Raw genomic sequence first — 24509 nt, 5'->3', positions numbered from 1 at the left:
AGCACCTCCATAAATTTCGATTCGATGCCTCAAGACACAGAGGCAACAATTATAAGTCAGACTATCTCAGTATAACATTTGTCGCGATTTTTTGCAAGTACGAAAAACGCTTTATTTCAAATTTGTCAATACTTTTTCGATGTCTTTGAACACATCATTGATATCTTGATTTCCTTTGATATCATGAACTAAACCTTTAGCACGATAGTGAGCAATGATTGGTTCACCTTGTGCAATATTCACATCCAAACGACGTTTAACTGTCTCAGGTTTATCATCTTCACGTTGGTAGTAATCCTCTTCTTTGTAGTCAACTGGTGGATTGAAAACTTTGTGGAAAGTTTCACCTGTTTTGCGGTGAATGATACGGCCACTCAAGCGTTCCAAGAGACAGTCTGGATTCACTTCGATGTTGATTACTCCTTCAAGTTCAATACCCAGTTCAGCCAATGTTTCATCCAAGGCATGAGCTTGTTCAATCGTACGTGGGTAACCATCTAACAAGAAACCTGTTTCTTTGATATCGTCCTGTGAAAGACGTTCTTTAACAATACCATTTGTAACTTCGTCTGGGACCAACTCACCTTTGTCAATGTATGACTTTGCGAGTACACCCATTTCAGTTTGATTAGCCATTGCAGCACGGAACATATCGCCTGTTGAGATATGTGCAACATGGAATTTCTCCACAATTTTAGCTGCTTGCGTTCCCTTACCTGCTCCAGGTAAGCCCATAATCAAAAGATTCATGATAGGATCTCCTTATTTTGTATTTAAATAGAAGCAGAAATCTATTTCAACCCCTATTTAAAAACAAAATAGAAGAGAGGAGATAAAAATCTGACAAAGTCTTCGATTTTTACACTCCACTCTCTGAGCAATAGTCAATTTTATTTCCTATTACAACTATTCTGTTGTATCCAAGAAACCAACATACTTACGTTTCAATAGATACCCTTCCAATTGTTTAATTCCTTCAATACCTGTCGAGATAATGATTAGTAGACTTGTTCCCCCAAAAGCAACAACTTCTGAAAGGCCAAATACATCTTTAGCTACGATAGGTAAGATAGAAATAACACCTAAGAAGAGAGAGCCGACAGTAGCAAGACGACGAAGAAGTTTCGACATATATTCTTCTGTCCCTTTACCAGGACGGACTCCATGAATGTAGGCTCCACTCTTTTGCAAGTTTTCTGCTGCTTTCTCTGGATTGATCTGTACAAACGTATAGAAGAATGTAAAGAGAATGATTAACAAGGCATACATGGCAACACCTGTTGGAGATGTTGTAGATAACATTTCCTGTGCTGTACGTACCCAAGCCCAATCATGACCTGTAGCACTCAAAAATTGAAGGATGGCTGCAGGTGCTGCTGTAATGGAACTTGCAAAGATAACTGGGATAACCCCCGCTGGATTTACCTTCAAAGGAAGGTATGAGCTTGATGGAGCTCCTTGAGCAACCTTTGTATATTGGATTGGGATTTTATATTCTGCCTGTTGAACATATGTTGTAAAGTAAACAATCAACAAGACAGCGATAATCAAAATAACAACAAAGATAATAGATGAAGTCAATCGGCTACTTGGGATATTGACAAAGTAGTCAACATAGATCCCCTTGATCATCTCAGGAATTGAAGCGACAATACCTGCAAAGATGATCATAGAAACACCGTTTCCATATCCTTTATCTGTAATTTGTTCCCCAAGCCAAGTTACAATCATACTACCTGCTGTTAAGATGATCCCAATGGTAACAAAGACTTGCGGAGTTAAATCTGTCGTTAATAATTTCGCTCCAGATAGAGTATTAAACCCTGCTGTAATCCCAATAGATTGAACAAATGCAAGCACAAGTGCAATGTAACGAGTAGCCTGATTTAGTTTTCTCCGTCCCACTTCCCCTTGTTTGCCCCATTCTACAAACTTCGGTAAAATATCCATTTGTAGCAATTGAACAACGATAGAAGCAGTGATATACGGACTTAGTCCGAGTGCAAAAACAGAGAAGTTCTTCATGGCATTCCCTGAAACAAGACTAAGCATGTTTAAGAAAGATAAACCACTGAGAGCTTCTAAACTTTTTGCATTTACCCCTGGAACAGTAATACTTGTCCCAATACGGAAAACAAGAATGATAAAAATTGTAAAGAGAATTTTTGATCGAACTTGTTTAACCTTGAGAGCTTCTTTTAATAATTTAAAAAACATGGGTCACCTCTCTTAGATGACTTCTACAGAACCACCTTTAGCAGTGATAGCTTCCTCAGCTGATTTAGAGAATTTAGCTGCTTTAACAGTCAATTTCTTAGTCAATTCACCGTTACCAAGAATTTTAACACCTGATTTTTCAGCTTTCACAATTCCTGATTCGATAAGCACAACTGGAGTCACTTCAGCACCATCTTCAAAGACGTTCAATTGGTCAAGGTTTACAATTGCGTATTCTTTAGCGTTGATGTTAGTGAATCCACGTTTTGGAAGACGACGGAACAATGGAGTTTGTCCACCTTCAAAACCAAGGCGAACTCCGCCACCGCTACGAGCTTTTTGACCTTTTTGACCGCGACCAGATGTTTTACCGTTACCTGATGAAGTACCACGACCAACACGGTTACGTACTTTACGAGAACCTTCTGCAGGTTTCAATTCATGAAGTTTCATTTTTATTTTCTCCTCTTTTGTAAAATGCTAGCGCCGATAAGGGAGAAAAGGTTGTCTCCCTTATCAACTCGCCTATACGATGTCATCATAGATGACTATATCCAGTTTTAGGGGATGGTATACTGCACATCCCCTAAAAATCATTAGTTTACTTCTTCAACTGTTACCAAGTGAGATACTGCAGTGATCATACCACGGATAGCAGCGTTGTCTTCTTTGATAACAGAGCTGTTCAATTTGCCAAGTCCAAGTGCTACAACAGTTTTACGTTGTGATGGAATGCGTCCGATTGGAGACTTAGTCAAAGTAATTTTAATTTGAGCCATTTTATCCCCTTTCTTATGCCAAATCAGAAACTGAAATACCACGAAGGGCAGCAACTTCTTCAGTGCGTTTCAATTGTTTCAAACCTTCAACAGTTGCGCGAACAATGTTGATTGGAGTGTTAGAACCAAGTGATTTAGATGTAATATCTGCCACACCTGCCAATTCCACAACGGCACGAACCGCACCACCAGCGGCAACTCCAGAACCTTCTACAGCAGGTTTCAACAATACTTTAGCTCCACCGAATTCTGAAAGAACTTCGTGTGGGATTGTTGTTCCAACCATAGGAACTTCAATCAAGTTTTTCTTAGCATCTTCTACTGCTTTGCGGATTGCTTCTGGAACTTCTTGAGCCTTACCAGTACCAAATCCTACACGACCGTTGTGGTCACCGACAACAACAAGAGCTGCGAAACGAAGACGACGTCCACCTTTAACAACTTTTGTAACACGGTTGACAGCAACTACGCGTTCTTCTAATTCAACTGCATTGTCTTTAAATGCCATTTTCTAGTGTCCTCCTATTAGAATTTCAATCCGTTTTCACGAGCTGCATCAGCCAAAGCTTTCACACGTCCGTGATATAGATATCCACCGCGGTCGAACACCACTTCTGAAATACCTTTAGCGTTTGCACGTTCTGCAACGAGTTTACCGACAGCAACGGCTTGTTCAGTTTTAGTTCCTTTTGAAACTTCTTTGTCAAGAGTTGAAGCACTTGCGAGCGTTACACCCGCTACGTCATCAATCACTTGAGCGTAGATGCCTGTATTAGAACGGAATACGTTCAAACGTGGGCGATCAGCAGTTCCAGAGAGTTTTCCGCGAACGCGACGGTGGCGTTTTTGACGGAGTTTGTTTTTATCTGGTTTAGAAATCACAGTTTTCACCTCTTTAGTTTTAAATCGCGTGCTATGCACAAAGTTGGAAAATAGGTTGGTGGTTGAAAATCAACCACTCAACATTATTTACCTGTTTTACCTTCTTTAAGACGAACGTACTCTCCAACGTAACGAATACCTTTACCTTTGTAAGGTTCTGGTGAACGAAGGCTACGTACGTAAGCAGCTGTTTGACCAACCACTTCTTTTGAAATTCCGCTAACAACGATTGTTGTTGGGTTTGGAAGTTCAAAAGTAATCCCTTCTGGAGCTTCAACTTCATCTGGATGAGATTTACCAACAGCCAAAACAAGTTTTGATCCTTGAAGTTGTGCACGGTAACCAACCCCACGCATTTCAAGTTCTTTCTTAAATCCTTCTGATACACCAATTACCATGTTGTTCAAAAGGGCACGAGTAGTTCCGTGGATAGTTTTCATTTCTTTTGAATCGTTTGGACGGTGAAGAGTTACTTCAGTACCTTCCACGCGAATTTCAATATCTTTTGAGAACTTACGAGTAAGTTCTCCTTTAGGTCCTTTTACAGTTACTACGTTGTCATTGTTAGTGACTTCAACACCAGCAGGCAACACGATAACTTTATTACCAATACGTGACATGTTTATTTTCTCCTGTTAAATTGTCAGGCCTAAATGGCCAGTTTTCACGGGGTTAAAGATACTCATTGAGTTCAATAGCTAAATTGAACTCGCTCTAAGAACTGTGCAAAATAGATAAGTTGGCTTGTTTGTAAACAAACTTCTCCGACTTCCTAATTTTGCTTTGTTCTTTACGAGCTTTGTATCTGATTTGAGTTCGAGCTAAGAATTTGGTGAAAAATATAAGTTTGTCTTAGAGCATCGCTCCTGCTACAAACTTCGTATTTTCACTGCATTCTTTTAACGCTCTCACATCATCAATTACCAAACGTAAGCGATAACTTCCCCACCAACATTCTTTTGGCGTGCTTCTTTATCAGTAAGCAAACCTTCAGAAGTTGAAAGGATAGCAATTCCAAGGCCGTTAAGTACTTTTGGAAGATCTTCACGTTTTTTGTAGACACGAAGTCCTGGTTTAGAAACACGTTTCAAGTTAGTGATAACTTTTTCACCGTTTGGTCCATATTTAAGGAATACACGGATGATGCCTTGTTTGTCATCTTCGATGATTTCAACGTTTTTTACAAAACCTTCGCGTTTAAGGATTTCAGCAATCCCTTTTTTGATGTTTGATGCAGGTACTTCAAGTACTTCGTGTTTCGCTTGGTTAGCGTTACGAATACGAGTTAGGAAGTCTGCGATTGGGTCAGTCATAACCATTTTGTTTTTCTCCTCTTACTAGTAGTTTGCAAGTTGCACTTGCTAGTTAATGATTGAGCTAGGCTCAGATAGTATTGATACATTCAAATGAGAGAACTCTTATTTGAACACAAGCTACAACCTGTGCAAAAAAGATAAATTTGTTTTGGAGCATCGCTCCTTCACCAAATTCCCTATTTTTGCAGTGGTTGTTACGCTCTTTGTATCATGATATTACCAAGATGCTTTTGTTACACCAGGAATTTGTCCTTTGTAAGCTAGTTCACGGAAGCAAACACGGCAAAGTTTAAATTTGCGGTAAACTGAATGTGGACGACCACATTTTTCACAACGAGTATAAGCTTGGGTAGAGAACTTCGCTGGACGTTTGTTCTTAGCAATCATTGATTTTTTAGCCATTAGATTTACCTCCTATATTATTTTGCAAAAGGCATTCCAAGGCCTGTAAGCAATGCACGTGACTCTTCGTCAGTGTTAGCAGTTGTTACGATAACGATGTCAAGACCACGAGTTTTGTCAACGTCATCAAAGTTGATTTCTGGGAAGATCAATTGTTCTTTCACACCAAGAGTGTAGTTTCCGCGTCCATCAAATGATTTTGTTGGAACACCATGGAAGTCACGCACACGTGGAAGTGAAACTGAAACCAATTTATCCAAGAATTCGTACATACGTTCACCACGAAGGGTAACTTTTGCACCGATCGCTACACCTTCACGAAGACGGAAGCCGGCGATTGATTTTTTAGCTTTAGTGATAAGTGGTTTTTGACCTGAGATAAGTGCCAATTCTTCAGCAGCTTTTTCAAGGCTTTTAGCGTTTGATACAGCTTCACCAACACCCATGTTCAAAACGATCTTATCTACTTTAGGTACAGCCATCACTGATGAGTAGTTAAATTGTTCTGTCAAAGCAGGAACTACTTCATTAAGATATTTTTCTTTTAAACGATTTGCCATTATACTTCTCCTTTCCTTCGTGATTAATCAAGCACTTCGCCTGATTTTTTGTTGTAGCGAACTTTTTTACCGTCTACAAATTTGTAACCAACACGACCAGCTACACCATTTTTGTCCAATACTTGAACGTTTGATACGTGGATAGCTGCTTCTTTCTCGATGATACCACCTTGAGGAAGCTCGTTAGTTGGACGTTGGTGTTTCTTAACGATGTTAACACCTTCAACGATAACTTTGTTTACTTTTGGAAGGGCAGTAAGGACAACAGCTTCTGTTCCCTTATCTTTACCAGCGATTACGCGAACTTTGTCGCCTTTTTTTACAAACATTAGGTTTCTCCTTGATTTTTCTTACGCCCACAAGGGCACCCTAGCTTGAAGCTAGGGGACTAGTTTGTTTCTAAAAATTAAAGTACTTCTGGAGCAAGTGACACGATCTTCATGAAGCCACCTTCACGTAATTCACGTGCAACCGGGCCAAAGATACGTGTTCCGCGAGGAGTTTTGTCATCACGGATGATAACAGCTGCATTTTCGTCAAACTTGATGTATGAACCATCAGCGCGACGAGCACCTGATTTAGTACGAACGATAACAGCTTTTACAACGTCACCTTTTTTAACCGCACCACCAGGAGTAGCTTGTTTTACAGATGCCACAATAACATCACCGATGTTCGCAAATTTACGTTTAGAACCACCAAGAACTTTGATAGTCAAGATTTCGCGTGCACCGCTGTTGTCTGCGACTTTCAAACGAGTTTCTGTTTGAATCATTTCAGTTTTCTCCTTTCAGGCTTGATTAGATGATAACCGCTTCTTCAACAACTTCTACAAGACGGAAACGTTTTGTAGCTGAAAGCGGGCGAGTTTCCATGATACGTACGATATCGCCTTCTTTGGCAACATTGTTTTCATCATGTGCTTTGTATTTCTTAGAGTAGTTAATACGTTTACCATAGACTGGGTGGTTACGTTTTGTTTCAACTACAACTGTGATTGTCTTGTCCATTTTGTCAGATACAACACGTCCAACAAGAACTTTACGATTATTGCGTTCCATTGAAATTTCTCCTTCCCTAGTCTATTATTTCGCTTCAGATTGAACTGTTTTGATACGAGCGATTTGTTTTTTAACTTCTTTCAAGCGAGCTGTTTGTTCCAATTGACCAGTAGCAGCTTGGAAACGAAGTTCAAACAATTCTTTTTTCAATTCGTTTTCGCGCTTCGCGAGTTCTTCTTGAGAAAGACCACGAAGTTCTTTAACAAATTCTTTTACTTCATTAAGTTTCATGCCTTCTCCTTATTCTGCTTCACGTTTTACGAATTTAGTTTTAACTGGCAATTTGTGGCTAGCAAGACGAAGCGCTTCACGTGCAATCTCTTCAGATACACCAGCGATTTCGAACATCACTTTACCGCGTTTAACTGGTGCAACCCAACCTTCAGGTGCCCCTTTACCAGATCCCATACGCACACCGATAGCTTTAGCAGTGTATGATTTGTGTGGGAAGATTTTAATCCAAACTTTACCACCACGTTTCATGTAACGAGTCATGGCGATACGAGCAGCTTCGATTTGGCGGTTAGTAATCCAGTGGCTAGTTGTAGCTTGAAGACCGTATTCACCGAATGCTACTTCTTTTCCACCTTTTGCTTCACCGCGCATTTTTCCACGGAATTCACGACGGTGTTTAACACGTTTAGGTACTAACATTGGTTATTTACCTCCTTTAGTGTTTTTACGAGCTGGAAGAACTTCACCACGGTAGATCCATACTTTAACACCAAGTTTACCGTATGTAGTATCTGCTTCTTCCCAAGCGTAATCGATATCTGCACGAAGTGTGTGGAGTGGAACAGTTCCTTCTGAGTATCCTTCAGCACGGGCAATATCTGCACCGTTCAAACGACCTGATACTTGAGTTTTGATTCCTTTAGCTCCAGCACGCATTGCGCGTTGGATTGCTTGTTTTTGTGCACGACGGAAAGCAACACGTTGCTCCAATTGACGAGCAATTCCTTCACCTACAAGGTGAGCATCCAAATCAGGTTGTTTGATTTCGATGATGTTGATGTGTACTTGTTTTCCAGTCAATTTGTTAAGTTTTGCACGGAGTGCATCAACGTTAGCGCCACCTTTACCGATAACCATACCTGGTTTAGCAGTGTGAAGTGAAACGTTAACTTTGTTCACTGCGCGTTCGATTTCGATAGTTGAAACTGCTGCGTCAGCAAGTTCTTTTTGAACGAATTTACGGATTGCAAGATCTTCATGAAGGTAATCCGCGTATTCTTTTTCAGCATACCATTTGGCATCCCAATCACGGATGATGCCGACACGCATACCAATTGGATGTACTTTTTGACCCACGATGTTACCTCCTTATTTTTCTGCAACAGCTACAGTGATGTGAGCTGTACGTTTGTTGATTGGTGAAGCTGAACCTTTCGCACGTGGACGGAAACGTTTCATAGTTGGTCCTTCGTTTGCGAATGCCTCAGATACTACCAAGTTAGCTTTGTCCAAACCAAAGTTGTTTTCAGCGTTAGCTACAGCTGAGTTCAAAACTTTCAAGATGATTTCAGCAGCTTTGTTTGGAGTGAATGTCAAGATTGCAATAGCGTCGACTACGCTTTTACCACGAATATTGTCAAGAACAAGACGTGATTTACGAGGTGAAACACGTACTGTACGAGCCATTGCTTTAGCTGAAGTAATTTCTGCCATTTATGTTCTCCTTATTTTCTACGTGTTTTCTTGTCGTCTGCAGCGTGACCTTTGTAAGTACGAGTCGGTGCGAATTCACCAAGTTTGTGACCTACCATGTCTTCTTGGATGTAAACCGGTACGTGTTTACGTCCGTCATAAACTGCAATAGTGTAACCAATGAAACTTGGGAAGATCGTTGAACGACGTGACCAAGTTTTGATAACTTTTTTCTTTTCGTCATTAGCTTGAGCTTCAACTTTTTTCATCAAATGCTCATCGACGAAAGGTCCTTTTTTAAGACTGCGTCCCATTTTTATGTTTTCTCCTTTAAATGTTGTACCACAGCGGCTTGCGCTCACATGGATCGCTACCGAGCTGGCGGATTTCCTAGTTGCTTAAGCGACTAGTTTACTATTATTTCTCGTTGCGACGACGAACGATAAGTTTGTCAGATTTCGCTTTCTTGTTACGAGTTTTAAGACCAAGAGCAGGTTTGCCCCATGGAGTAGATGGTGCTTTACGACCAACTGGTGCTTTACCTTCACCACCACCGTGTGGGTGATCGTTAGGGTTCATTACAGAACCACGAACTGTTGGACGGATACCTTTCCAACGGCTACGTCCTGCTTTACCAAGGTTTACAAGTCCATGTTGTTCGTTTCCGACAACACCAACTGTTGCACGACAAGTTCCAAGAATCATACGTACTTCGCCAGATTGAAGACGAACAAGAACATATTTACCTTCTTGACCCAATACTTGAGCAGAAGCTCCAGCTGCACGCACCAATTCTCCACCACGACCTGGTTTCAATTCGATGTTGTGGATCAAAGTACCAACTGGAATGTTAGCAAGTGGAAGAGCGTTTCCGACTTTGATATCTGCTTCTGGGCCTGAAACGATACGTTGACCAACTTCAAGACCTTTTGGAGCGATGATGTATGCTTTCACACCGTCTGTGTAGTGTACAAGAGCGATGTTTGCAGAACGGTTTGGATCGTACTCGATAGTTTTAACAACTGCTTCAACGTTGTCTTTGTTACGTTTGAAGTCAACCAAACGATAGAAACGTTTGTGCCCACCACCTTGGTGACGAACAGTGATACGGCCGTTGTTGTTACGACCAGCCTTGTTCTTCAAAGCAACAAGCAATGATTTTTCAGGAGTGCTTGTTGTGATTTCAGCGAAATCCAAAGAAGTCATATTACGGCGACCGTTTGTTGTTGGTTTATAAACACGAATTCCCACGATATTTCCTCCTTAGATTATTCAGCTTCAGCAGCAAACAACTCGATTGCTTTTGAATCAGCTGTAAGTGTGATGATAGCTTTTTTAGTTTTGTTAGTAAAACCAGTGTAACGTCCAACACGTTTAGCTTTAGGTTTTACGTTGATTGTGTTGACATTTGCAACCTTAACACCTTCAAAAGCAGCTTCAACAGCTTGCTTAATCAAAAGTTTGTGTGCACGAGTGTCAACTTCAAATACATACTTTCCTGCTTCAAGTTGAGCCATTGAGCTTTCAGTAATAACAGGTTTTTTGATAACATCATACAAATTCATTATGCAAGAACCTCCTCGATTTTAGAGATAGCTGCTTGAGTAACAAGAAGTTTGTCACTATTTGCGATGTCAAGAACACTTGCAGTTGTAGCAGTCGCAACTTTCACGTTTGGAAGGTTACGAGCTGAAAGAGCTGCGAATTCGTTTCCTTCTTCAAGAATAACAAGGACTTTAGAATCGATGCTCAAAGCTGCAAGAACTTTTGCAAATTCAGCAGTTTTTGGAGCTGTAAATTCAAGAGAATCAACGGCTACAAATTTGTTTTCAGCAACTTTTTCTGAGTAAACAGATTTAAGCGCAAGGCGACGAACTTTTTGAGGAAGTTTGTACGCATAGCTACGTGGAGTTGGTCCGAAGACAGTTCCACCACCACGCCATTGTGGAGAGCGGATAGAACCTTGACGAGCACGTCCAGTTCCTTTTTGACGCCATGGTTTGCGTCCACCACCTGAAACAGCTGAGCGATTTTTAACTGCGTGAGTTCCTTGACGAAGGCTAGCACGTTGGCTGATGATCACATCAAACACAACAGATTGGTTTGGTTCAATACCAAAGATTGCATCGTTAAGAACAACTTCGCCAGCTTGTTTACCAGTTTGGTCGAATAATGTTACATTTGCCATTTTGACTGTATTCCCCTTTCCTTATTATTTACCAGCTTTAACTGCTGACTTGATAGTGATAAGAGATTTCTTAGCACCCGGTACGTTACCTTTGATAAGGATAACGTTCTTTTCTGGAACAACTTGTACAACTTCAAGGTTTTGAATTGTCACGCGGTCGCCACCCATACGTCCTGCAAGGTTTTTACCTTTGAACACGCGGTTAGGTGCAACAGGTCCCATAGAACCTGGACGACGGTGGTAACGAGAACCGTGAGCCATTGGTCCACGTGATTGTCCATGGCGTTTGATAACACCTTGAAAACCTTTACCTTTAGAAGTACCAGTTACGTCAACAACGTCTCCAGCTGCGAATGTTTCAACTGTGATTTCAGCACCAACTTCCAAGCCTTCAACGTTTTTGAATTCACGAATGAAGCGCTTAGGAGCCGTGTTAGCTTTCGCTACATGTCCTTTAGCAGGTTTGTTGCTCAATACTTCGCGTTTGTCATCGAAACCAACTTGGATAGCGTTGTATCCGTCTGTTTCAACAGTTTTAACTTGAAGAACAACGTTTGGAGTTGCTTCAATAACTGTTACAGGGATCAATTCGCCAGCTTCAGTGAAGATTTGAGTCATTCCCACTTTTTTCCCTAAGATTCCTTTTGTCATGAGAAAATAGTTCCTTTTCTATATTTTTTATTCAAAAAGTTTTTAACGAGCGTTTTTCATGCTCAAGGTATCAAGCTTTAAATTAAAGTTTGATTTCTACGTTTACACCACTTGGAAGATCCAATTTCATCAAGGCATCAACTGTTTTTTGAGTTGGGTTAACGATATCGATCAAACGTTTGTGTGTACGCATTTCAAATTGTTCGCGAGAGTCTTTGTATTTGTGAGTCGCACGAATAATTGTGTAGAGGCTACGCTCAGTTGGAAGTGGGATTGGACCCGCAACTTGTGCACCTGTACGAGTAGCTGATTCTACGATTTTTGCAGCCGCTGTGTCAAGCGTACGGTGTTCGTAAGCTTTCAAACGGATACGGATTTTTTTGTTTGCCATCTTTTTCTCCTTTTCGTCTATTTAAGATAATAGGCTAGCTCCACAAGAAAACCGACGCGCGTTGCGTGGCAATGCAACCGAGCGTGTCGCAACCTCTTGCATCAAAGCTAAGGCTGTAATTTACAGCACCATAATAGAATAACACAAAGCCCCTGCGATTGCAAGGGATTTGTTAGCTTTTTTTCGTTTTTTCGAGATGAAACTGTTTTCCTATTTTATCTTCCTAAGATTACTGATTTACGTTTATAAAAATCAATCTTTTCTTCTATATAATGTGTATCATTTTGACCTTGAATTTATCTTCTGATTGGTCTACTAAGATATCTGCTTTTGACTCGGTTTCTTTATAGTATTGCTGATACTGCTCTCGTCTCATCTGATGGCTAGAATATACGAAAGATGCATCTCGATTTCTCATAGTCGTATCTCGAGCTAGACGCCTCTTTAATTCCGTTTCTTCGTCCGTGTTGAAACAGATAGTTTTATCAAAGAGTTCCTTGGGTAGAAAACCCACAGACATCCCTTCGACTATCAGTATTGGTTTTGAACCAGATAAGACTTCGCTTGGCTTCCAGGGTTCATCAATCGTCAAGATGTCCATGCCTGCCTGCAAGGCGAGAATATCTCTCTGCAAACTTGCCAGTTCATGCGCCACTGGGAGACAAGCTGTCACTTTTTGATCTGGAAGTTCTTTTGGCACCACTAAATGACGGTTTGAGGTAATGTAGGAATCTGTTTCTAGTAGATTTACCTTTTCAGAATCTAGGGCTTGGAACAATTCTTTAGCAAAGGTAGACTTTCCTGATGCACCGTGACCGTAAATCCCCAGTGTTTTGACTTTTCCCGTTTCAATCTCTGAAACCAGTTTGTCTACTAACTCTTTTTTCTTCATTCTCTCTTCACCTGTTCATAGCTTTCTTTTCCGTCATTAAGCTTGTCCCAAATCACTACTTGCCCACTTTGGAGTGATTTTTGTACATCGATAATCCGTTGATTGGAAGAACCTCGGAACTGGAGCATGAGATTGCGCTTGCTTTTGTCATAACGACCATCAACTAAGATATCAATCATCGATAAGAGCTCCAGTTTATCAGGTGTCTCCAACATCATTTCCTCCCAAGTATAACCTGTCCAGGACCAGATGTCTTTATCTGGCAATTCCTTCCGAATGCGTTTTACGAGGGGCAAGAGGATACCAGTATTGAGGAATGGCTCTCCTCCCAGTAAGGTCAAGCCTTGAACATAGGGCTGGGCAAGATCTTCCATAATCTGTTCTTCTAATTCTGCTGTATAAGGAATGCCTGCATTGAAAGACCAAGTCGCCACATTATAACAACCCTCGCAGTGGAACATACAGCCTGCGACATAGAGGGAGTTGCGTACGCCTTCTCCATCTACAAAGTTAAAGGCCTTGTAGTCAATGATTCGCCCTTTACTAAGCTCCTCGCTTTTCCATTCACCAGGTTTTGGTGTATTCCATGTCATCCTTCTACTCCAAATCTATCCAATAGCGCTGACTTCTATCGATTGTATTTTCGTAAACACCGCCAGCGGAGAGAATCGTGCGGCGGCTGGCTTCGTTGTCTTCATCGCAGGTAATCAGCACTCGTTCCAATCCTTGCTTTCGAGCCTCTGCTAGTCCTAATCTCAACTGCTCCTTCCCATATCCTTTGCCTCGTTGACTGGGACGGATAGAATAGCCAATATGACCGCCTTCCACAAATAATTTGTCATTCAAGGACAAGCGCAGGGCTAAAAATCCCAAAGGCAAGCCAGTCTCACCAAAGGATAAAAATTTGATTGCAGGAACCCAGCCTACTGGCAGGTTGGCAGCATCCTCTTGCTGCTCTACAATCTTTAAACAATCCTCATAATCCTTTGCTCGCTTCCAAGCGGAGCCCATGCCACCGTGCATATAGGATTTTGCTGCATCGAACTCCGCAATCATCTCTAATATCGCTTCTTTATCTTCCAAAGTTGGTCGTCTTAGCTCCATGCTTCCTCCTTAATCGACATCAATCCAGTAGCGCTCCGTTCCGTTTCGAACATCCTCATAGACACCACCATTAGCTAAGATAACAGCTCGGCTGGCAGGATTTTCTGTGCTACAAGTTACCAGAGCTCGTTTGATATTCTTTTCCTTAGCAACTTGCAGACCTTGGCGGAGAGCTTCTTTGGCATAACCTTTGCCTCTTTCAGATGGACGAATGGAGTAGCCAATATGGCCCCCATTTTCTAGTAAGTAGTCATTTAATCGGAGACGAAGGTTGAGAAAGCCAAGAGCCTGGCCTGCTACGTCAAAACTAACCAGCTGGATAGCAGGAACCCAGTTTTCAGGAATATTGAGTCCCGCTTCCGCTTGAAGATTTTCTTCTAGCCACTCTTCATAAACAAAATTGTTGGCGTTCCAAAACCCACCATCGTGGGCTGATTGGGTCTGTTCAAACTCTGCCATCATCTCTAAAACTGTTTCTTTATCTGCCAATGTTGGTCTGCGTAGTATCATTTTTACCTCCAATTAAGAGAAAAGCGAGAGCGAACTCTCACTTTTATTTTTTCTTGTTCTTGTTTAAAAACTGTTCTCTGAGGTTGAGCAAGCGTTCTTTTTTACCTATTCCACCTTTCGAGTGTTTCTCGTGATAACGGGTCACTTGTGCGCGTCCCTTATCGTCTAATTGGTATTTCCCCATTCCATTTCCTTCTAATTTGTTACTTCATGTCCAGCTGTTTTAATGGTTGAACCATTCATGTGTTTGACACGCGCAGCGATTTCCTTGTGGCGTCCATTAACCATCGGACGCGCTTGAGGATTTCCCAGATAACCACACGTACGTTTGACCACATCTACTGTTTTAGGGTCGCTATTGCCACAGTTGGGACAAGCAAATCCTCGCTCAGTTGGTTCAAAATCCCCTTCAAAGTCACACTTGTAGCAACGATCAATCGGAGTATTGGTTCCTAGATAGCCGACACGGTCATAGGCATAGTCCCAGACAGCTTCCAGGGCCTTAGGATTTTGTTGAAGAACTGGATACTCACAATAGTGGATGAAACCACCTGACGCACCTGCTTCTGGATAAACTTTTTCAAAATCTAATTTTTCAAACGGTGTTGGATTTTTACGGACATCATAGTGGAAAGAGTTGGTGTAGTATTCCTTATCCGTGATGTCAGGAATAGAACCAAACTTTTCTGTATCCAAGCGACAGAAGCGATCTGTTAGACTTTCAGACGGTGTCGAGTAGATAGAGAAATGGTAGCCATATTGGTCAGACCACTCTTCTACCCGACGTTTCATATCGCGAATGATATCCAGCGTGAATTCCTTGGCTTCTGGATTGTGTTCCCAGCTATTTCCAAAGAAGACTGTCGCTACCTCGTACAAACCAATGTAGCCCAGCGAAACTGTCGCACGACGATTCTTAAAGAGCTGATCAACGCTCTCGTCTTTTCCAAGACGGCGTCCGAAGGCCCCGTACTGATAGAGAATAGGGGCGTTTGCTGGTGTTGCTTCCTTGGTCCGTTCAACACGGTAAACTAGAGCATCTTCTGCGATATTCATCCGCTCGTTGAAGATTTCCCAGAACTTATTCATGTCGCCCTCAGACTCAAGAGCAATGCGAGGAAGGTTGACCGTCACAACACCTAGATTCATCCGACCAGAATTGACTTCTACGCCATTCTCATCCTTCCATCCTTGGAGGAACGAACGGCAGCCCATAGGTACCTTGAAAGAACCAGTCAACTCGATAATCTTATCATAGGATAAGACATCCGGATACATCCGTTTGGTTGCACACTCGAGGGCCAACTGTTTGATGTCATAGTTTGGAGTTCCTTCTTCCAAGTTAAGGCCTCTTTTAAGCGTAAAGATGAGTTTAGGGAAGATGGCTGTGCGGTGTTCTGAACCAAGCCCCTTGATACGAATGGTCAAGATAGCTTTTTGAATTTCCCGTTCAAAACGACTAGTTCCCAGACCAAAACCTAGTGAAGTAAAAGGTGTTTGTCCATTTGAAGTGAAGAGGGTGTTGATTTCATACTCAAGAGATTGCATGGCATCATAGATGTCTTTTTGGGTTTTCTTCCAAGCATAATCATCCCGTTTTTCAGGCAAGACCCATTCTTCCGCATCTTTGAGGTGCTTTTGATAATTCTTTTCCGCATAAGGCGCCAAGACTTCATCGATACGGTCAGCTGAGCAGCCCCCGTACTGGCTAGAAGCAACGTTGGCGATGATTTGTGAAATCTGAGCTGTCGCAGTCTGGATAGACTTGGGACTCTCTACCTCCGCATTGCCAATTTTAAAACCATTTTCCAGCATGCCTTTAAAATCAATCAAACAGCAGTTGGTCATAGGTGTATAGGGACTATAGTCCAAATCATGATAGTGGATATCCCCTTTTTGGTGAGCATTGGCTACGTGCTTAGGAAGCATTTGCAGCCCGATTGATTTCCCAACAATCCCCGCTGTCAAATCACGCTGGGTATTAAAGACATCACTGTCTTTATTAGCATTTTCATTGACAACTGCTTGATCTTTATTGAGCAGTTTATGGATACTAAAGTTGATATCTGTCGCTTTTGAGCGCTCAAAATCCCTCTGTGTCCGATAAGTAATATACTCTTCAGCCAAGGCATATTCTTTGGCTTCGAGAAGTTCATGTTCTACGATATTCTGAATCTCATAAATCTTCACACCTTTAGGGAAACGACTGTGAATTTCGGTAACGATTCTTTCAACTAGACCATTTAGGCGTTTTTCTACTAGAGGCGTAACGTCCATAACCTTTTCCGCCGCCTTGTGGAGAGCCTTGTCAATCTTGTCTACATCAAATACTACACGTCTACCATCTCGTTTTTCAACAAACAAGGTGGGAACGGTTGCAAGCTTTTCTTCTAATACAATCATATCCATGCTCTTTTCTAAAATATTGTTGAATAGTTTATATTCAGTATTATACCACTCTAAAAATAAAAATCAATATCTTGTGTCAAAAATCCTAAAATTTTTAAAATTCCACAAGATATTGATTTTTTGTTATTTTGATTTATAAAGTTTGAACTCGCTAGTATCTGTCTGAACAAGCTCATATTTTTCGCTAAGCCAGCTCTCTACATCCGACCACAAGGCAACTTTTTGATTGACCATAATCATCTTTGGTTGATTTTCTTTTAGATCATTCATCAGTTTGGTTTTATTTTCGTCGCTTGCAGTATAGAGTGTTGGTGTCACTAGGGAAGTCGGCGCCAAGCGTTCACTTGCACGATAGAAATCTGGACGATCATCCCAAGCATAGACACGATCCTCAGAACTCGTTTGCTGTTTTACCATGCTAGTAAGACGTTCTCTCTCCTGATAAGTCGCTGGATGCGAAAGGTAGCGACTCACGATAGGAAGAACAATAAGATAGGCAAGGGCAATCAGTGGTAGATAGAACTTTCCTTTGAGGAAAGAGGCTTTTTTCTCACGTCTTCTTCTACGACGACTGCCTCCATCCGAAACATCTTCCTTGATTCCTGTCAGAAGGAGCAAGACCAAGAAAGGAATTAGTACCACAAGATGAGTACCGTTGATGGGTTCTTTGGAGAAAATCAAGAGCCCCAAAGAAAGCAATAAGCCCAAACTAGCAGCAATTGATAGGGAATACTGCTTAGCTGGTTTTGACTGGAACAAACTAGAAAAGAGCAAAGTAAGGGAACCTAGCCCAATGGCAAGTAAGCCGTAGAAGGCTGCATTTTCAAGCAAATGTTCATTTGAAAAGAGGCTAAGAGTATTTACTGGATACAAGGTCTGGCTAATGGCATCCCCAAAACTACCTGTTAATACTGTATAGTAGCCCAAAGGATAGAATAAGAGTGAGAACCCTAAGGCTGACGCAAAAAATTGATATAAGCCATGAACAAAGTGACCTTTGCCTAAGTTAAAACCGATAATTCCCAAGGCTAGTGTAGCTGCAAATAAGGCTGTTGAGATTGGCGCAAGGAAGAAAGCAAGTGCAAGGCTCATACCAACACGTAAAAATCCTTTGTCATCGTTTGGATAAGCTAGATAGTTCGTAACAATGCTAAGTGAATAAAATAGGAAAGGCAAGGCTAGCAAGAGAGCATAGCCACCACCAAAAGCGAGACCTGCTACCAACAAATTAAACACAAACACAAGCTGCTTGGCTTCTTCTACACGGCCTGTAAGAGTATCCACAGATTTAAAAAGAAAAACACCTGCTCCAAATAAGGCCAACCACTCAACCAAAGCAATCAGAATACTGCCTTGCGAAAGATAGGTAAGCAGGTAATAGAGCAATCCCTCCGTCCCAAAATAATCGGTATACATTTGACCATTTTGATGCAAGGCCCAACCGGTATAAAGATCCTGAGTTTGTTGCGGGCTTACTAAACCCAAAATAAGGGGGATAACCACAGAAATAGCTGTAGCCACTAAACTCCAAAGCAAGATACTAAAAAAGGGAATCGGAGCTCCTTCTCGCTTTTCTGGAACGGACCAGTCTTGGTACTGAGATTCTTCTTGTTTCTCATCTATTTTCCCATATACATTCATTCAATTTCTCCTCTAAGTTTATCTGTTTTAGTATATCAAAATCTTACAGGAATGTCAGCTTGGGATTGATATTTGCTGAATTTCTTATCCAATATCGCAAAGCGTTCGATTTCACGAAAACGGTGGAATCGACTGTCTCTATACTCTCTAATAAAATCGTCATCTTCTAGATTAAGCATGTTTTTCTCCTTTACCTATCTATTCGTAAGAAGACAAAAAAGATCCAGCCTTGGGCTAGACCTTGATGGATAGTTAGAGCATAGGTGCAAACAACTGGACAATTTCCTTGATCAGGCTTTGATACCAGCTTGTTTTGATGGTGTGGGGATAAATTTCTTGAGAAACTTTAAAAATCTCTTCGAAGTCCCTTTCAATATCGATGATGGACTGCGTTCTATAAAGCAAGACGCCATTTTCATAGTGATGAAGCAAACTCCGATAGTCAAAATTAATCGTCCCCACAGTAGCTGCCTCTCCATCAACAAGCATTTGCTTGCTATGAAGGAATCCCGGGCTGTACTCATAAATACGAACCCCCGCAGACAACAAATCTGGATAGGCTCCCCGAGTAACTAACTGAATAACCTTCTTATCTGGGATACAAGGCGTCACAATTCGCACATCTACCCCTCTCAGAGCTGCATTTTTGATACTTTCAGTTAAATCATAGTCAGCGATCAGATAGGGAGTCGTGATATAAACATAGTCTGTGGATTGATTGATAAGGTTTTGATAGACTGTTTTTCCAACTTGAGCTCGGTAGATGGGTTTGGGACCGCTACTGTAGGGAATACAGAGCCCCATCCCATCTTTTGGTTGATTTTCGAGATGGTATTGGTCAAAGTCGCTAATTTCCCCACGGTTGATATACCAGGTTGATAAAAAGAGTCTAGTAAAAGCCTTGACCGCTGATCCATCTAGGCGAATACCGCTATCTTTCCAATAACCAAAGCGTTCGATATGGTTGATATACTCATCTGCCAGATTGACACCACCTGTATAGGCAATTTGACCATCAATAACCATGATTTTACGGTGGTCACGGTTGTTATAGGCGACGGTTAAACGCGGAATCACCTTATTAAATTTATGGGCTTCAATCCCTCGACCGCGAAGGTGAATGGTATAATCTCCAGGCAAGGTTGCCATACAACCAATATCATCATAAAGGAGCTTCACTTCTACCCCTTGAGCCGCCTTTTCTTCCAAAATCTCTAAAATACTATTCCACATCAAACCCTCTTCGATGATATAGTATTCAAGAAAGATAAACTTCTCGGCTTTTTTAAGATCCTCCAGCATCTGACGCCACATGCTTTCCCCTGAAGGGAAAAAATGGGTATCCGTTCGATTATAGACATCTGCATTTGTGTCCATGCTGAGGAGAGATTTGATAACCCCGTAAGCTGACTTGTCTTGTTCCTTTAACTCCAAACGGAGAGCTCTGCTATTATCCTCTCGGTGAACCATTGATTGGAGCTGCTTTAGTTGCTTCATTTCTTTTTTAGATAAACGGCGTTCCCCAAACATGATATAGAGTAAGGGGCCAAATACTGGCACAAAGGCTACTAGCAGCCATGTCACCTTACTCTCAGGATTCATAGACCGATTGACAATCGATACAATGGTCGCTAAGCTCACCAAAATGACTAGGATAATCCAGATAATCGGTGCCATCTGCCCTAGATAGAGAAATAATCCAAAGACGATAAATAATTCTGCCAACATAATGGTAATACTAAAACCATATTTGGACATGAGTAACTGCATTTTTCTAGCCGTCATACATCCCCTTCCTTTTCTAACATTCTCCTTAACTACTTGATAAACTAATGTTTCTACTAGTATACCTCAGTTCAGGGGTAGATGGCAACCTTTTACCTTTTTCTATTCAAACTATTCTAAGAACTGCAAGATTCTTAAACTACATCCTCACTATACGAAGCGCTGTTCATTTTTTATATTTTTAACTAAGATATTAAGAAGCCTAAAAAGAACTACCAAAATGATAGTTCTTTCCAGCATTATTTAGTTTCTTTTTCACTTTAAAAATTAGAAGAGTTTTTTGTAGAGAGCAATGGTTTCTTCTAAGGTTGGCATAAATGGATTGCCTGGCGCACAGGCATCAATCAAGGCATTCTTAGAAAGGTAGTCAAAGTCAAAATCTTTTTCTTGGATACCGAGTTCAGTGAGTTTCTTCGGAATGCCTACTGCTTCAGACAATTTTTCAATCTCAGCGATAGCGTAGGCAGCACATTCTTCATCAGTTTTCCCTTCAACATGGAGACCCAAAGCCTTGGCTACATTGCGGAAAGCTTCTGGTACCCGCTTGGCATTTTCACGTTCTACAACCGGAAGAAGCATGGCACAGCAGACACCATGTGGCAAGTTATACACTGCACCGAGTTGGTGAGCCATAGAGTGAACATAACCCAAACCAGCATTGTTAAAACTCATACCGCCAAGAAAGATAGCGTTGACCATACCCTCACGCGCTTCAATATCTTGTCCATTAGCCACAGCACGAGGAAGATACTCCTTGATGAGTTCAATAGCTCCGATAGAGAGTTTCTTGGTCACATCATAAGCACCCGGTGTCACCAAGGCTTCGACAGCATGAGTAAGAGCATCCATACCTGTTGCTGCTGTCAATCCTTTCGGTTTTGAAAGCATAAGTTCCGGATCATTGACTGAGATGAGGGCTAGACTATTCTTATCAACCATTACCATCTTGACCTTGCGTTCTTCGTCAGTAATGACATAGTTAATGGTAATTTCTGCAGAAGTTCCAGCTGTTGTATTGATCGCAACCACTGGCAACCCTTTTTTAGCAGACTTGTGGAGACCTTCGTAGTCCTGTGGCTTTCCACCATTTGTAGCGATGATAGAGATACAACTAGCTGCATCCTGAGGAGATCCTCCTCCAAGACTGATGATGAAGTCACATCCATGCTCTTTCAGGGCAGCCACTCCGTCTGTGACGTTCTTGCAGGTCGGATTGGGCTCAACATCGCTAAAAATCACATATTCGATCCCTTCAGCATCCAATGGTTTTAGGACCTTAGGTAAAATATCGCTGCCTTCAAGAAATCTATCTGTCACCAAAAGGGCCTTCTTATATCCCAGTTCCTTGATATACGGACCTACTTCATTTACAACACCCTTACCGATAAGGTTAACTGATGGAACGTAAAATGTAGCCATATGCTTTTCCTCCTGCGCCTCTGCGCTATTTGATTATTTACCTTAAGTATACGACCTTAGTATAAGCTTTACAAATATTTATAAGCGTTTTAAGTAAAAAGTTAGTAAAGAACAGTCAGCCACTTTTTCAAGAAAAAAAGCTCCAAAAAGATAGCTTTCATCTCATTGGAACTTCTACTTAATCATTATTGCTTAGTTAATACCACTCGGTCAGATGCCTCTCGGTCCACATCATCAACAATCATTTGATTACCATTAACCGCGTAAATTTTAACATCATCTCCGATAATGACACGTTGATTTTCTGGCTCAAAGGTGACTTGCTTGATTTCCTTATCTCCATCTGGCTCGACCTCAGTCCATGTACCAGTTTTACCTGTTACAACAAGAGTGATTTGGTCATTCTCATCTTTTCCAGTATAGGTACCATCGATATTCGTAGGTTGAGCTACAGTAGTGTCCTGACTTGAGGATGCCTGTGGTCGACTAGCACTTGTAGCAGTGCTAGAAGATGATTCTTGTTGAGTAGATGATTGCTGAGCAGATTGCTGGGTAGGGGCTTGTGCCTTAGGTCCACAAGCTGCTAAAAGACTAAGAATTGCTAAAGAAGCAATAGAAAGTGTGAATATTTTCGTTTTCATAGCGACTTCCTTTCTTTTGTGCTAATGTATTTCTGAAATCGTTTTCGAGTTTTCCTATCCCCAGTATAGTAACTTAAGTCTAGAAGGTCAACTAATCCCATCGCTTCCTAGCAAACTCGCTCGTACTTCCGAGATAAAATAGAGAGAGCCCGTCACAAAAAGCAAGTCCTGATTGTTGGCATTTTCTTCAAATTCGCTGATAAAATCACGATAAGAATCAACCAGTTTATAACCAGAAACATCGCTTTCTTCTAGAGATCCTTGGTAGTCAAAGCCTGTTACCTTAAGTTCCACCTGAGGCAACTGCTCTGTTAGATAGGCTAACATCCCTTGGTAATCCTTGCGTTTAAGAGCGCCAAAAAGGACATGAATCTGGTATCCTTGCTGGATTTCCCCCTGGATAAACTCGACCAAACGAGTTAAAGCTGGAAGATTGTGAGCCCCATCTAGGTAAATCTGCGGGCGAATCCGTTCTAATCGACCTGCCCAGTGTGTCTCCTTCAAAGCCTGTCTGACAAGCTCTTCTTCGACACCTTCCTCTCTTGGCGCCATAAACAGAAGAAAAGTTTCTAAAGCCAAGGCGGCATTTTCTTGCTGATAAGCACCTTCCAACCCGATTTCAAGCTGGGAAAATCTTGCTAGGCTACTTGAAAAATCCCCCGCATTCAAGGTGAACTCTCGTCCAGCTTGATAAAGGTCTACGTCTAACTCTCTTGCTCTTTTTTGACAGACAAACTCAGCTTCTGGAGCGAGCTTAGCAATGACCGCCTTCCTGCCAGCCTTGAAAATACCAGCTTTCTGCTCGGCTATTTCCTCCAGACTATCGCCCAAGGTCTCCTGATGATCTAGACCAATCGAAGCAATAACTGCAATCTCGCCTGTTACGACATTAGTGGTGTCAAGCAAACCACCAATCCCCACCTCTAGCAGGACTAGATCCACTCCCTGCTCTTTAAAGTAAAGCAAAGCAATCAGGGTCAACAACTCAAAGAAAGACAATTGATCATGTGTTTCTAAGAGAGTTTTTTCCATCTCCTTGACTTGGTTAGCCATACGGACAAAGTCTTCATCTGCGATTGGTTGTCCATTGATACAGATTCGATCATGGATACTGATGATATGAGGAGAGGTAAAGGTGCCAACTTTTTTTCCATGAGCTACAAACAACTCCCTCATAAAGGCAATAGTTGACCCTTTACCGTTAGTCCCTGTTACGTGGATAATCGGATAAGTCTTCTCAGGATTCCCCAGCAAATCCACAGCTCGCTGCATTCGTCCAAGACCAGATCTAAAGTTTAAACCAATCCGACTATGAAGCCATTCTTCTACTTCAAACATACATATCTCCTTAACAAAAGTCCAATCAACTACAGCATCAAAGTATGATTACAAATAAAAAACGAGGTCGGGACTAAAATCCCGACCTCTTACCTGGTTAGCTAATCACTAGCTACTATGAATTTCAACGTGGGCTAAAGACGTCCACCGGACTTACCAGTTCTCTCTTATTTCAAGGAACTGGGGTAAAAATATCCCCCGGACGTTCCTGCGTTTCTAATTTCTGGCGCAGGGCTAAAAACATCCACTGGATGTTCCAACTCTCTCCAATTTCTGGGAGTTGGGCTAAAAACGTCCCCCGGACGTTCCTGCGTTTCTAATTTCCGGCGCAGGGCTAAAAACATCCACTGGATGTTTTTACTCCTCCATAAAGCTGTTGAAGACTTCTTCAATCATGTTCCATTCGTCTTCTGAGTCTTCTGGGATTGGTTGTAATTCGCCTTCTGTTCCGTCTTCATTTTCGATGAATGAGTAAGCTTGGATTTCAACTTCACCGTTTTCGTCTTCTTCTGCGTTAACTGGCACTAGAAGAACATAGTTTTTACCAAATTCTTCTTTCCCGTCGATGGTCAAAAGAATTTCAAACAAGGTTTCATTTCCTTGCTCGTCTACTAGTGTAATCAATTCACGTTCTTCGTGGTCATGGTTGTGATCGTGTGACATAGTTTCTCCTCTG

36 protein-coding genes are annotated in these 24509 nt (G+C 41.6%); all 36 read right to left on the bottom strand.

The window, feature by feature from the left end; translation table 11 throughout:
• Positions 1-111: 111 nt before the first annotated feature.
• The 36 genes from ACIY14_RS03340 to ACIY14_RS03165 all read right to left on the bottom strand — a co-directional run bounded on the left by ACIY14_RS03340 (position 112) and on the right by ACIY14_RS03165 (position 24496).
• Positions 112-750, bottom strand: coding sequence for an adenylate kinase (locus ACIY14_RS03340; protein ID WP_409001512.1), 639 nt, complete (start codon positions 748-750; stop codon positions 112-114).
• 156 nt (positions 751-906) lie between these two features.
• Positions 907-2217 carry a preprotein translocase subunit SecY gene (gene secY, locus ACIY14_RS03335; protein ID WP_409001511.1) on the bottom strand — a complete coding sequence of 437 codons (1311 nt, stop codon included), beginning with the start codon at positions 2215-2217 and terminating at the stop codon, positions 907-909.
• Between the two features lie 12 nt (positions 2218-2229).
• Positions 2230-2670 carry a 50S ribosomal protein L15 gene (gene rplO, locus ACIY14_RS03330; RefSeq protein ID WP_000766091.1) on the bottom strand — a complete coding sequence of 147 codons (441 nt, stop codon included), beginning with the start codon at positions 2668-2670 and terminating at the stop codon, positions 2230-2232.
• Positions 2671-2813: 143 nt separating this feature from the next.
• Positions 2814-2996 carry a 50S ribosomal protein L30 gene (rpmD, locus tag ACIY14_RS03325; RefSeq protein WP_000057241.1) on the bottom strand — a complete coding sequence of 61 codons (183 nt, stop codon included), beginning with the start codon at positions 2994-2996 and terminating at the stop codon, positions 2814-2816.
• Positions 2997-3009: 13 nt separating this feature from the next.
• Positions 3010-3504: a 30S ribosomal protein S5 gene (rpsE, locus tag ACIY14_RS03320; protein WP_409001510.1), complete on the bottom strand. Its 495-nt coding sequence runs from the start codon at positions 3502-3504 to the stop codon at positions 3010-3012.
• A gap of 17 nt (positions 3505-3521) precedes the next feature.
• Positions 3522-3878 carry a 50S ribosomal protein L18 gene (gene rplR / locus ACIY14_RS03315; protein ID WP_000624044.1) on the bottom strand — a complete coding sequence of 119 codons (357 nt, stop codon included), beginning with the start codon at positions 3876-3878 and terminating at the stop codon, positions 3522-3524.
• A gap of 83 nt (positions 3879-3961) precedes the next feature.
• Positions 3962-4498: a 50S ribosomal protein L6 gene (rplF, locus tag ACIY14_RS03310; RefSeq protein WP_000086642.1), complete on the bottom strand. Its 537-nt coding sequence runs from the start codon at positions 4496-4498 to the stop codon at positions 3962-3964.
• A gap of 300 nt (positions 4499-4798) precedes the next feature.
• Positions 4799-5197, bottom strand: a complete 399-nt coding sequence (rpsH, locus tag ACIY14_RS03305) for a 30S ribosomal protein S8 (protein ID WP_000245504.1) — start codon at positions 5195-5197, stop codon at positions 4799-4801.
• A 213-nt stretch (positions 5198-5410) separates the two neighbouring features.
• Positions 5411-5596, bottom strand: a complete 186-nt coding sequence (locus ACIY14_RS03300) for a type Z 30S ribosomal protein S14 (protein ID WP_001085697.1) — start codon at positions 5594-5596, stop codon at positions 5411-5413.
• A gap of 17 nt (positions 5597-5613) precedes the next feature.
• Complete coding sequence (rplE, locus tag ACIY14_RS03295; protein ID WP_000013542.1) at positions 5614-6156, bottom strand: 50S ribosomal protein L5; 543 nt, start codon at positions 6154-6156, stop codon at positions 5614-5616.
• A gap of 23 nt (positions 6157-6179) precedes the next feature.
• A complete protein-coding gene (gene rplX, locus ACIY14_RS03290) occupies positions 6180-6485 on the bottom strand; it encodes a 50S ribosomal protein L24 (RefSeq protein WP_000497691.1) in 306 nt (101 codons plus the stop codon).
• A 77-nt stretch (positions 6486-6562) separates the two neighbouring features.
• Complete coding sequence (rplN, locus tag ACIY14_RS03285) at positions 6563-6931, bottom strand: 50S ribosomal protein L14 (protein WP_000616547.1); 369 nt, start codon at positions 6929-6931, stop codon at positions 6563-6565.
• A 25-nt stretch (positions 6932-6956) separates the two neighbouring features.
• On the bottom strand, positions 6957-7217 hold the full coding sequence (gene rpsQ / locus ACIY14_RS03280) for a 30S ribosomal protein S17 (RefSeq protein ID WP_000440801.1): 261 nt from the start codon (positions 7215-7217) through the stop codon (positions 6957-6959).
• Positions 7218-7241: 24 nt separating this feature from the next.
• On the bottom strand, positions 7242-7448 hold the full coding sequence (gene rpmC / locus ACIY14_RS03275; RefSeq protein WP_000772918.1) for a 50S ribosomal protein L29: 207 nt from the start codon (positions 7446-7448) through the stop codon (positions 7242-7244).
• 9 nt (positions 7449-7457) lie between these two features.
• A complete protein-coding gene (rplP, locus tag ACIY14_RS03270) occupies positions 7458-7871 on the bottom strand; it encodes a 50S ribosomal protein L16 (RefSeq protein ID WP_000960947.1) in 414 nt (137 codons plus the stop codon).
• Between the two features lie 3 nt (positions 7872-7874).
• Positions 7875-8528: a 30S ribosomal protein S3 gene (gene rpsC / locus ACIY14_RS03265; protein ID WP_000529936.1), complete on the bottom strand. Its 654-nt coding sequence runs from the start codon at positions 8526-8528 to the stop codon at positions 7875-7877.
• Between the two features lie 12 nt (positions 8529-8540).
• Positions 8541-8885 carry a 50S ribosomal protein L22 gene (gene rplV / locus ACIY14_RS03260; protein ID WP_220041549.1) on the bottom strand — a complete coding sequence of 115 codons (345 nt, stop codon included), beginning with the start codon at positions 8883-8885 and terminating at the stop codon, positions 8541-8543.
• Between the two features lie 11 nt (positions 8886-8896).
• The gene (rpsS, locus tag ACIY14_RS03255) at positions 8897-9178 is read right to left on the bottom strand and encodes a 30S ribosomal protein S19 (protein ID WP_000533766.1); all 282 of its coding nucleotides are present in this window, start codon (positions 9176-9178) and stop codon (positions 8897-8899) included.
• Positions 9179-9281: 103 nt separating this feature from the next.
• A complete protein-coding gene (gene rplB / locus ACIY14_RS03250) occupies positions 9282-10115 on the bottom strand; it encodes a 50S ribosomal protein L2 (RefSeq protein ID WP_000512905.1) in 834 nt (277 codons plus the stop codon).
• Between the two features lie 17 nt (positions 10116-10132).
• On the bottom strand, positions 10133-10429 hold the full coding sequence (locus tag ACIY14_RS03245; protein WP_001055347.1) for a 50S ribosomal protein L23: 297 nt from the start codon (positions 10427-10429) through the stop codon (positions 10133-10135).
• On the bottom strand, positions 10429-11052 hold the full coding sequence (gene rplD / locus ACIY14_RS03240; protein ID WP_000024550.1) for a 50S ribosomal protein L4: 624 nt from the start codon (positions 11050-11052) through the stop codon (positions 10429-10431). Before rplD ends, ACIY14_RS03245 begins: the two co-directional genes overlap by 1 nt.
• 24 nt (positions 11053-11076) lie before the next feature.
• Positions 11077-11703: a 50S ribosomal protein L3 gene (rplC, locus tag ACIY14_RS03235; protein WP_000160197.1), complete on the bottom strand. Its 627-nt coding sequence runs from the start codon at positions 11701-11703 to the stop codon at positions 11077-11079.
• 82 nt (positions 11704-11785) lie between these two features.
• Positions 11786-12094, bottom strand: coding sequence for a 30S ribosomal protein S10 (gene rpsJ, locus ACIY14_RS03230; RefSeq protein WP_001284513.1), 309 nt, complete (start codon positions 12092-12094; stop codon positions 11786-11788).
• A gap of 265 nt (positions 12095-12359) precedes the next feature.
• Positions 12360-12986 (bottom strand): uridine kinase, encoded by a 627-nt coding sequence (locus ACIY14_RS03225; RefSeq protein WP_409001509.1) that lies wholly within the window; start codon positions 12984-12986, stop codon positions 12360-12362.
• Entirely contained in the window at positions 12983-13579 is a 597-nt protein-coding gene (gene nrdG, locus ACIY14_RS03220; protein WP_409001508.1) for an anaerobic ribonucleoside-triphosphate reductase activating protein, read from the bottom strand. Before nrdG ends, ACIY14_RS03225 begins: the two co-directional genes overlap by 4 nt.
• A 4-nt stretch (positions 13580-13583) precedes the next feature.
• Entirely contained in the window at positions 13584-14090 is a 507-nt protein-coding gene (locus ACIY14_RS03215; protein ID WP_000423438.1) for a GNAT family N-acetyltransferase, read from the bottom strand.
• Between the two features lie 9 nt (positions 14091-14099).
• On the bottom strand, positions 14100-14600 hold the full coding sequence (locus ACIY14_RS03210; protein ID WP_195215956.1) for a GNAT family N-acetyltransferase: 501 nt from the start codon (positions 14598-14600) through the stop codon (positions 14100-14102).
• 43 nt (positions 14601-14643) lie between these two features.
• The gene (locus ACIY14_RS03205; protein ID WP_038804638.1) at positions 14644-14784 is read right to left on the bottom strand and encodes a hypothetical protein; all 141 of its coding nucleotides are present in this window, start codon (positions 14782-14784) and stop codon (positions 14644-14646) included.
• Positions 14785-14795: 11 nt separating this feature from the next.
• Complete coding sequence (gene nrdD, locus ACIY14_RS03200) at positions 14796-17003, bottom strand: anaerobic ribonucleoside-triphosphate reductase (RefSeq protein ID WP_409001507.1); 2208 nt, start codon at positions 17001-17003, stop codon at positions 14796-14798.
• A gap of 129 nt (positions 17004-17132) precedes the next feature.
• A complete protein-coding gene (locus tag ACIY14_RS03195) occupies positions 17133-18650 on the bottom strand; it encodes a damage-inducible protein CinA (protein WP_409001506.1) in 1518 nt (505 codons plus the stop codon).
• Between the two features lie 35 nt (positions 18651-18685).
• Entirely contained in the window at positions 18686-18829 is a 144-nt protein-coding gene (locus tag ACIY14_RS03190; protein ID WP_009729685.1) for a hypothetical protein, read from the bottom strand.
• Between the two features lie 73 nt (positions 18830-18902).
• Positions 18903-20435: a cardiolipin synthase gene (gene cls, locus ACIY14_RS03185; RefSeq protein WP_409001505.1), complete on the bottom strand. Its 1533-nt coding sequence runs from the start codon at positions 20433-20435 to the stop codon at positions 18903-18905.
• Positions 20436-20702: 267 nt separating this feature from the next.
• Complete coding sequence (locus tag ACIY14_RS03180; protein WP_409001504.1) at positions 20703-21854, bottom strand: iron-containing alcohol dehydrogenase; 1152 nt, start codon at positions 21852-21854, stop codon at positions 20703-20705.
• Between the two features lie 185 nt (positions 21855-22039).
• Positions 22040-22495: an SP_0198 family lipoprotein gene (locus tag ACIY14_RS03175; RefSeq protein ID WP_409001503.1), complete on the bottom strand. Its 456-nt coding sequence runs from the start codon at positions 22493-22495 to the stop codon at positions 22040-22042.
• Between the two features lie 87 nt (positions 22496-22582).
• The gene (locus tag ACIY14_RS03170; protein ID WP_409001502.1) at positions 22583-23833 is read right to left on the bottom strand and encodes a bifunctional folylpolyglutamate synthase/dihydrofolate synthase; all 1251 of its coding nucleotides are present in this window, start codon (positions 23831-23833) and stop codon (positions 22583-22585) included.
• Positions 23834-24190: 357 nt separating this feature from the next.
• Positions 24191-24496, bottom strand: coding sequence for a DUF1292 domain-containing protein (locus ACIY14_RS03165; protein WP_000017624.1), 306 nt, complete (start codon positions 24494-24496; stop codon positions 24191-24193).
• Between the last annotated feature and the right edge of the window lie 13 nt (positions 24497-24509).

Source organism: Streptococcus sp. ST16 (assembly GCF_046098135.1).
In the GTDB taxonomy this organism is placed as follows: domain Bacteria; phylum Bacillota; class Bacilli; order Lactobacillales; family Streptococcaceae; genus Streptococcus.
The sequence above is the reverse complement of the archived record's forward strand: the minus strand, read 5'-3'. Positions and strand labels throughout refer to the sequence as shown.

What these genes read in the sequence shown, in the direction of transcription:
- rplX (WP_000497691.1), bottom strand. Translation starts at nt 6,485, where the DNA reads ATGTTTGTAAAAAAAGGCGACAAAGTTCGCGTAATCGCTGGTAAAGAT.
- ACIY14_RS03300 (WP_001085697.1), bottom strand. Translation starts at nt 5,596, where the DNA reads ATGGCTAAAAAATCAATGATTGCTAAGAACAAACGTCCAGCGAAGTTC.
- cls (WP_409001505.1), bottom strand. Translation starts at nt 20,435, where the DNA reads ATGACGGCTAGAAAAATGCAGTTACTCATGTCCAAATATGGTTTTAGT.
- ACIY14_RS03175 (WP_409001503.1), bottom strand. Translation starts at nt 22,495, where the DNA reads ATGAAAACGAAAATATTCACACTTTCTATTGCTTCTTTAGCAATTCTT.
- rpmC (WP_000772918.1), bottom strand. Translation starts at nt 7,448, where the DNA reads ATGAAACTTAATGAAGTAAAAGAATTTGTTAAAGAACTTCGTGGTCTT.
- ACIY14_RS03165 (WP_000017624.1), bottom strand. Translation starts at nt 24,496, where the DNA reads ATGTCACACGATCACAACCATGACCACGAAGAACGTGAATTGATTACA.
- ACIY14_RS03215 (WP_000423438.1), bottom strand. Translation starts at nt 14,090, where the DNA reads ATGGAGCTAAGACGACCAACTTTGGAAGATAAAGAAGCGATATTAGAG.
- ACIY14_RS03210 (WP_195215956.1), bottom strand. Translation starts at nt 14,600, where the DNA reads ATGATACTACGCAGACCAACATTGGCAGATAAAGAAACAGTTTTAGAG.
- ACIY14_RS03190 (WP_009729685.1), bottom strand. Translation starts at nt 18,829, where the DNA reads ATGCTTAATCTAGAAGATGACGATTTTATTAGAGAGTATAGAGACAGT.
- ACIY14_RS03245 (WP_001055347.1), bottom strand. Translation starts at nt 10,429, where the DNA reads ATGAATTTGTATGATGTTATCAAAAAACCTGTTATTACTGAAAGCTCA.
- rplE (WP_000013542.1), bottom strand. Translation starts at nt 6,156, where the DNA reads ATGGCAAATCGTTTAAAAGAAAAATATCTTAATGAAGTAGTTCCTGCT.
- rpsS (WP_000533766.1), bottom strand. Translation starts at nt 9,178, where the DNA reads ATGGGACGCAGTCTTAAAAAAGGACCTTTCGTCGATGAGCATTTGATG.
- rplC (WP_000160197.1), bottom strand. Translation starts at nt 11,703, where the DNA reads ATGACAAAAGGAATCTTAGGGAAAAAAGTGGGAATGACTCAAATCTTC.
- rpmD (WP_000057241.1), bottom strand. Translation starts at nt 2,996, where the DNA reads ATGGCTCAAATTAAAATTACTTTGACTAAGTCTCCAATCGGACGCATT.
- rpsJ (WP_001284513.1), bottom strand. Translation starts at nt 12,094, where the DNA reads ATGGCAAACAAAAAAATCCGTATCCGTTTGAAAGCTTACGAACACCGT.
- nrdG (WP_409001508.1), bottom strand. Translation starts at nt 13,579, where the DNA reads ATGACATGGAATACACCAAAACCTGGTGAATGGAAAAGCGAGGAGCTT.
- rplO (WP_000766091.1), bottom strand. Translation starts at nt 2,670, where the DNA reads ATGAAACTTCATGAATTGAAACCTGCAGAAGGTTCTCGTAAAGTACGT.
- nrdD (WP_409001507.1), bottom strand. Translation starts at nt 17,003, where the DNA reads ATGATTGTATTAGAAGAAAAGCTTGCAACCGTTCCCACCTTGTTTGTT.
- ACIY14_RS03195 (WP_409001506.1), bottom strand. Translation starts at nt 18,650, where the DNA reads ATGAATGTATATGGGAAAATAGATGAGAAACAAGAAGAATCTCAGTAC.
- rpsQ (WP_000440801.1), bottom strand. Translation starts at nt 7,217, where the DNA reads ATGGAACGCAATAATCGTAAAGTTCTTGTTGGACGTGTTGTATCTGAC.
- rpsE (WP_409001510.1), bottom strand. Translation starts at nt 3,504, where the DNA reads ATGGCATTTAAAGACAATGCAGTTGAATTAGAAGAACGCGTAGTTGCT.
- rplF (WP_000086642.1), bottom strand. Translation starts at nt 4,498, where the DNA reads ATGTCACGTATTGGTAATAAAGTTATCGTGTTGCCTGCTGGTGTTGAA.
- ACIY14_RS03205 (WP_038804638.1), bottom strand. Translation starts at nt 14,784, where the DNA reads ATGGGGAAATACCAATTAGACGATAAGGGACGCGCACAAGTGACCCGT.
- ACIY14_RS03225 (WP_409001509.1), bottom strand. Translation starts at nt 12,986, where the DNA reads ATGAAGAAAAAAGAGTTAGTAGACAAACTGGTTTCAGAGATTGAAACG.
- rplV (WP_220041549.1), bottom strand. Translation starts at nt 8,885, where the DNA reads ATGGCAGAAATTACTTCAGCTAAAGCAATGGCTCGTACAGTACGTGTT.
- ACIY14_RS03340 (WP_409001512.1), bottom strand. Translation starts at nt 750, where the DNA reads ATGAATCTTTTGATTATGGGCTTACCTGGAGCAGGTAAGGGAACGCAA.
- ACIY14_RS03180 (WP_409001504.1), bottom strand. Translation starts at nt 21,854, where the DNA reads ATGGCTACATTTTACGTTCCATCAGTTAACCTTATCGGTAAGGGTGTT.
- secY (WP_409001511.1), bottom strand. Translation starts at nt 2,217, where the DNA reads ATGTTTTTTAAATTATTAAAAGAAGCTCTCAAGGTTAAACAAGTTCGA.
- rpsH (WP_000245504.1), bottom strand. Translation starts at nt 5,197, where the DNA reads ATGGTTATGACTGACCCAATCGCAGACTTCCTAACTCGTATTCGTAAC.
- rplN (WP_000616547.1), bottom strand. Translation starts at nt 6,931, where the DNA reads ATGATTCAAACAGAAACTCGTTTGAAAGTCGCAGACAACAGCGGTGCA.
- ACIY14_RS03170 (WP_409001502.1), bottom strand. Translation starts at nt 23,833, where the DNA reads ATGTTTGAAGTAGAAGAATGGCTTCATAGTCGGATTGGTTTAAACTTT.
- rplP (WP_000960947.1), bottom strand. Translation starts at nt 7,871, where the DNA reads ATGTTAGTACCTAAACGTGTTAAACACCGTCGTGAATTCCGTGGAAAA.
- rplD (WP_000024550.1), bottom strand. Translation starts at nt 11,052, where the DNA reads ATGGCAAATGTAACATTATTCGACCAAACTGGTAAACAAGCTGGCGAA.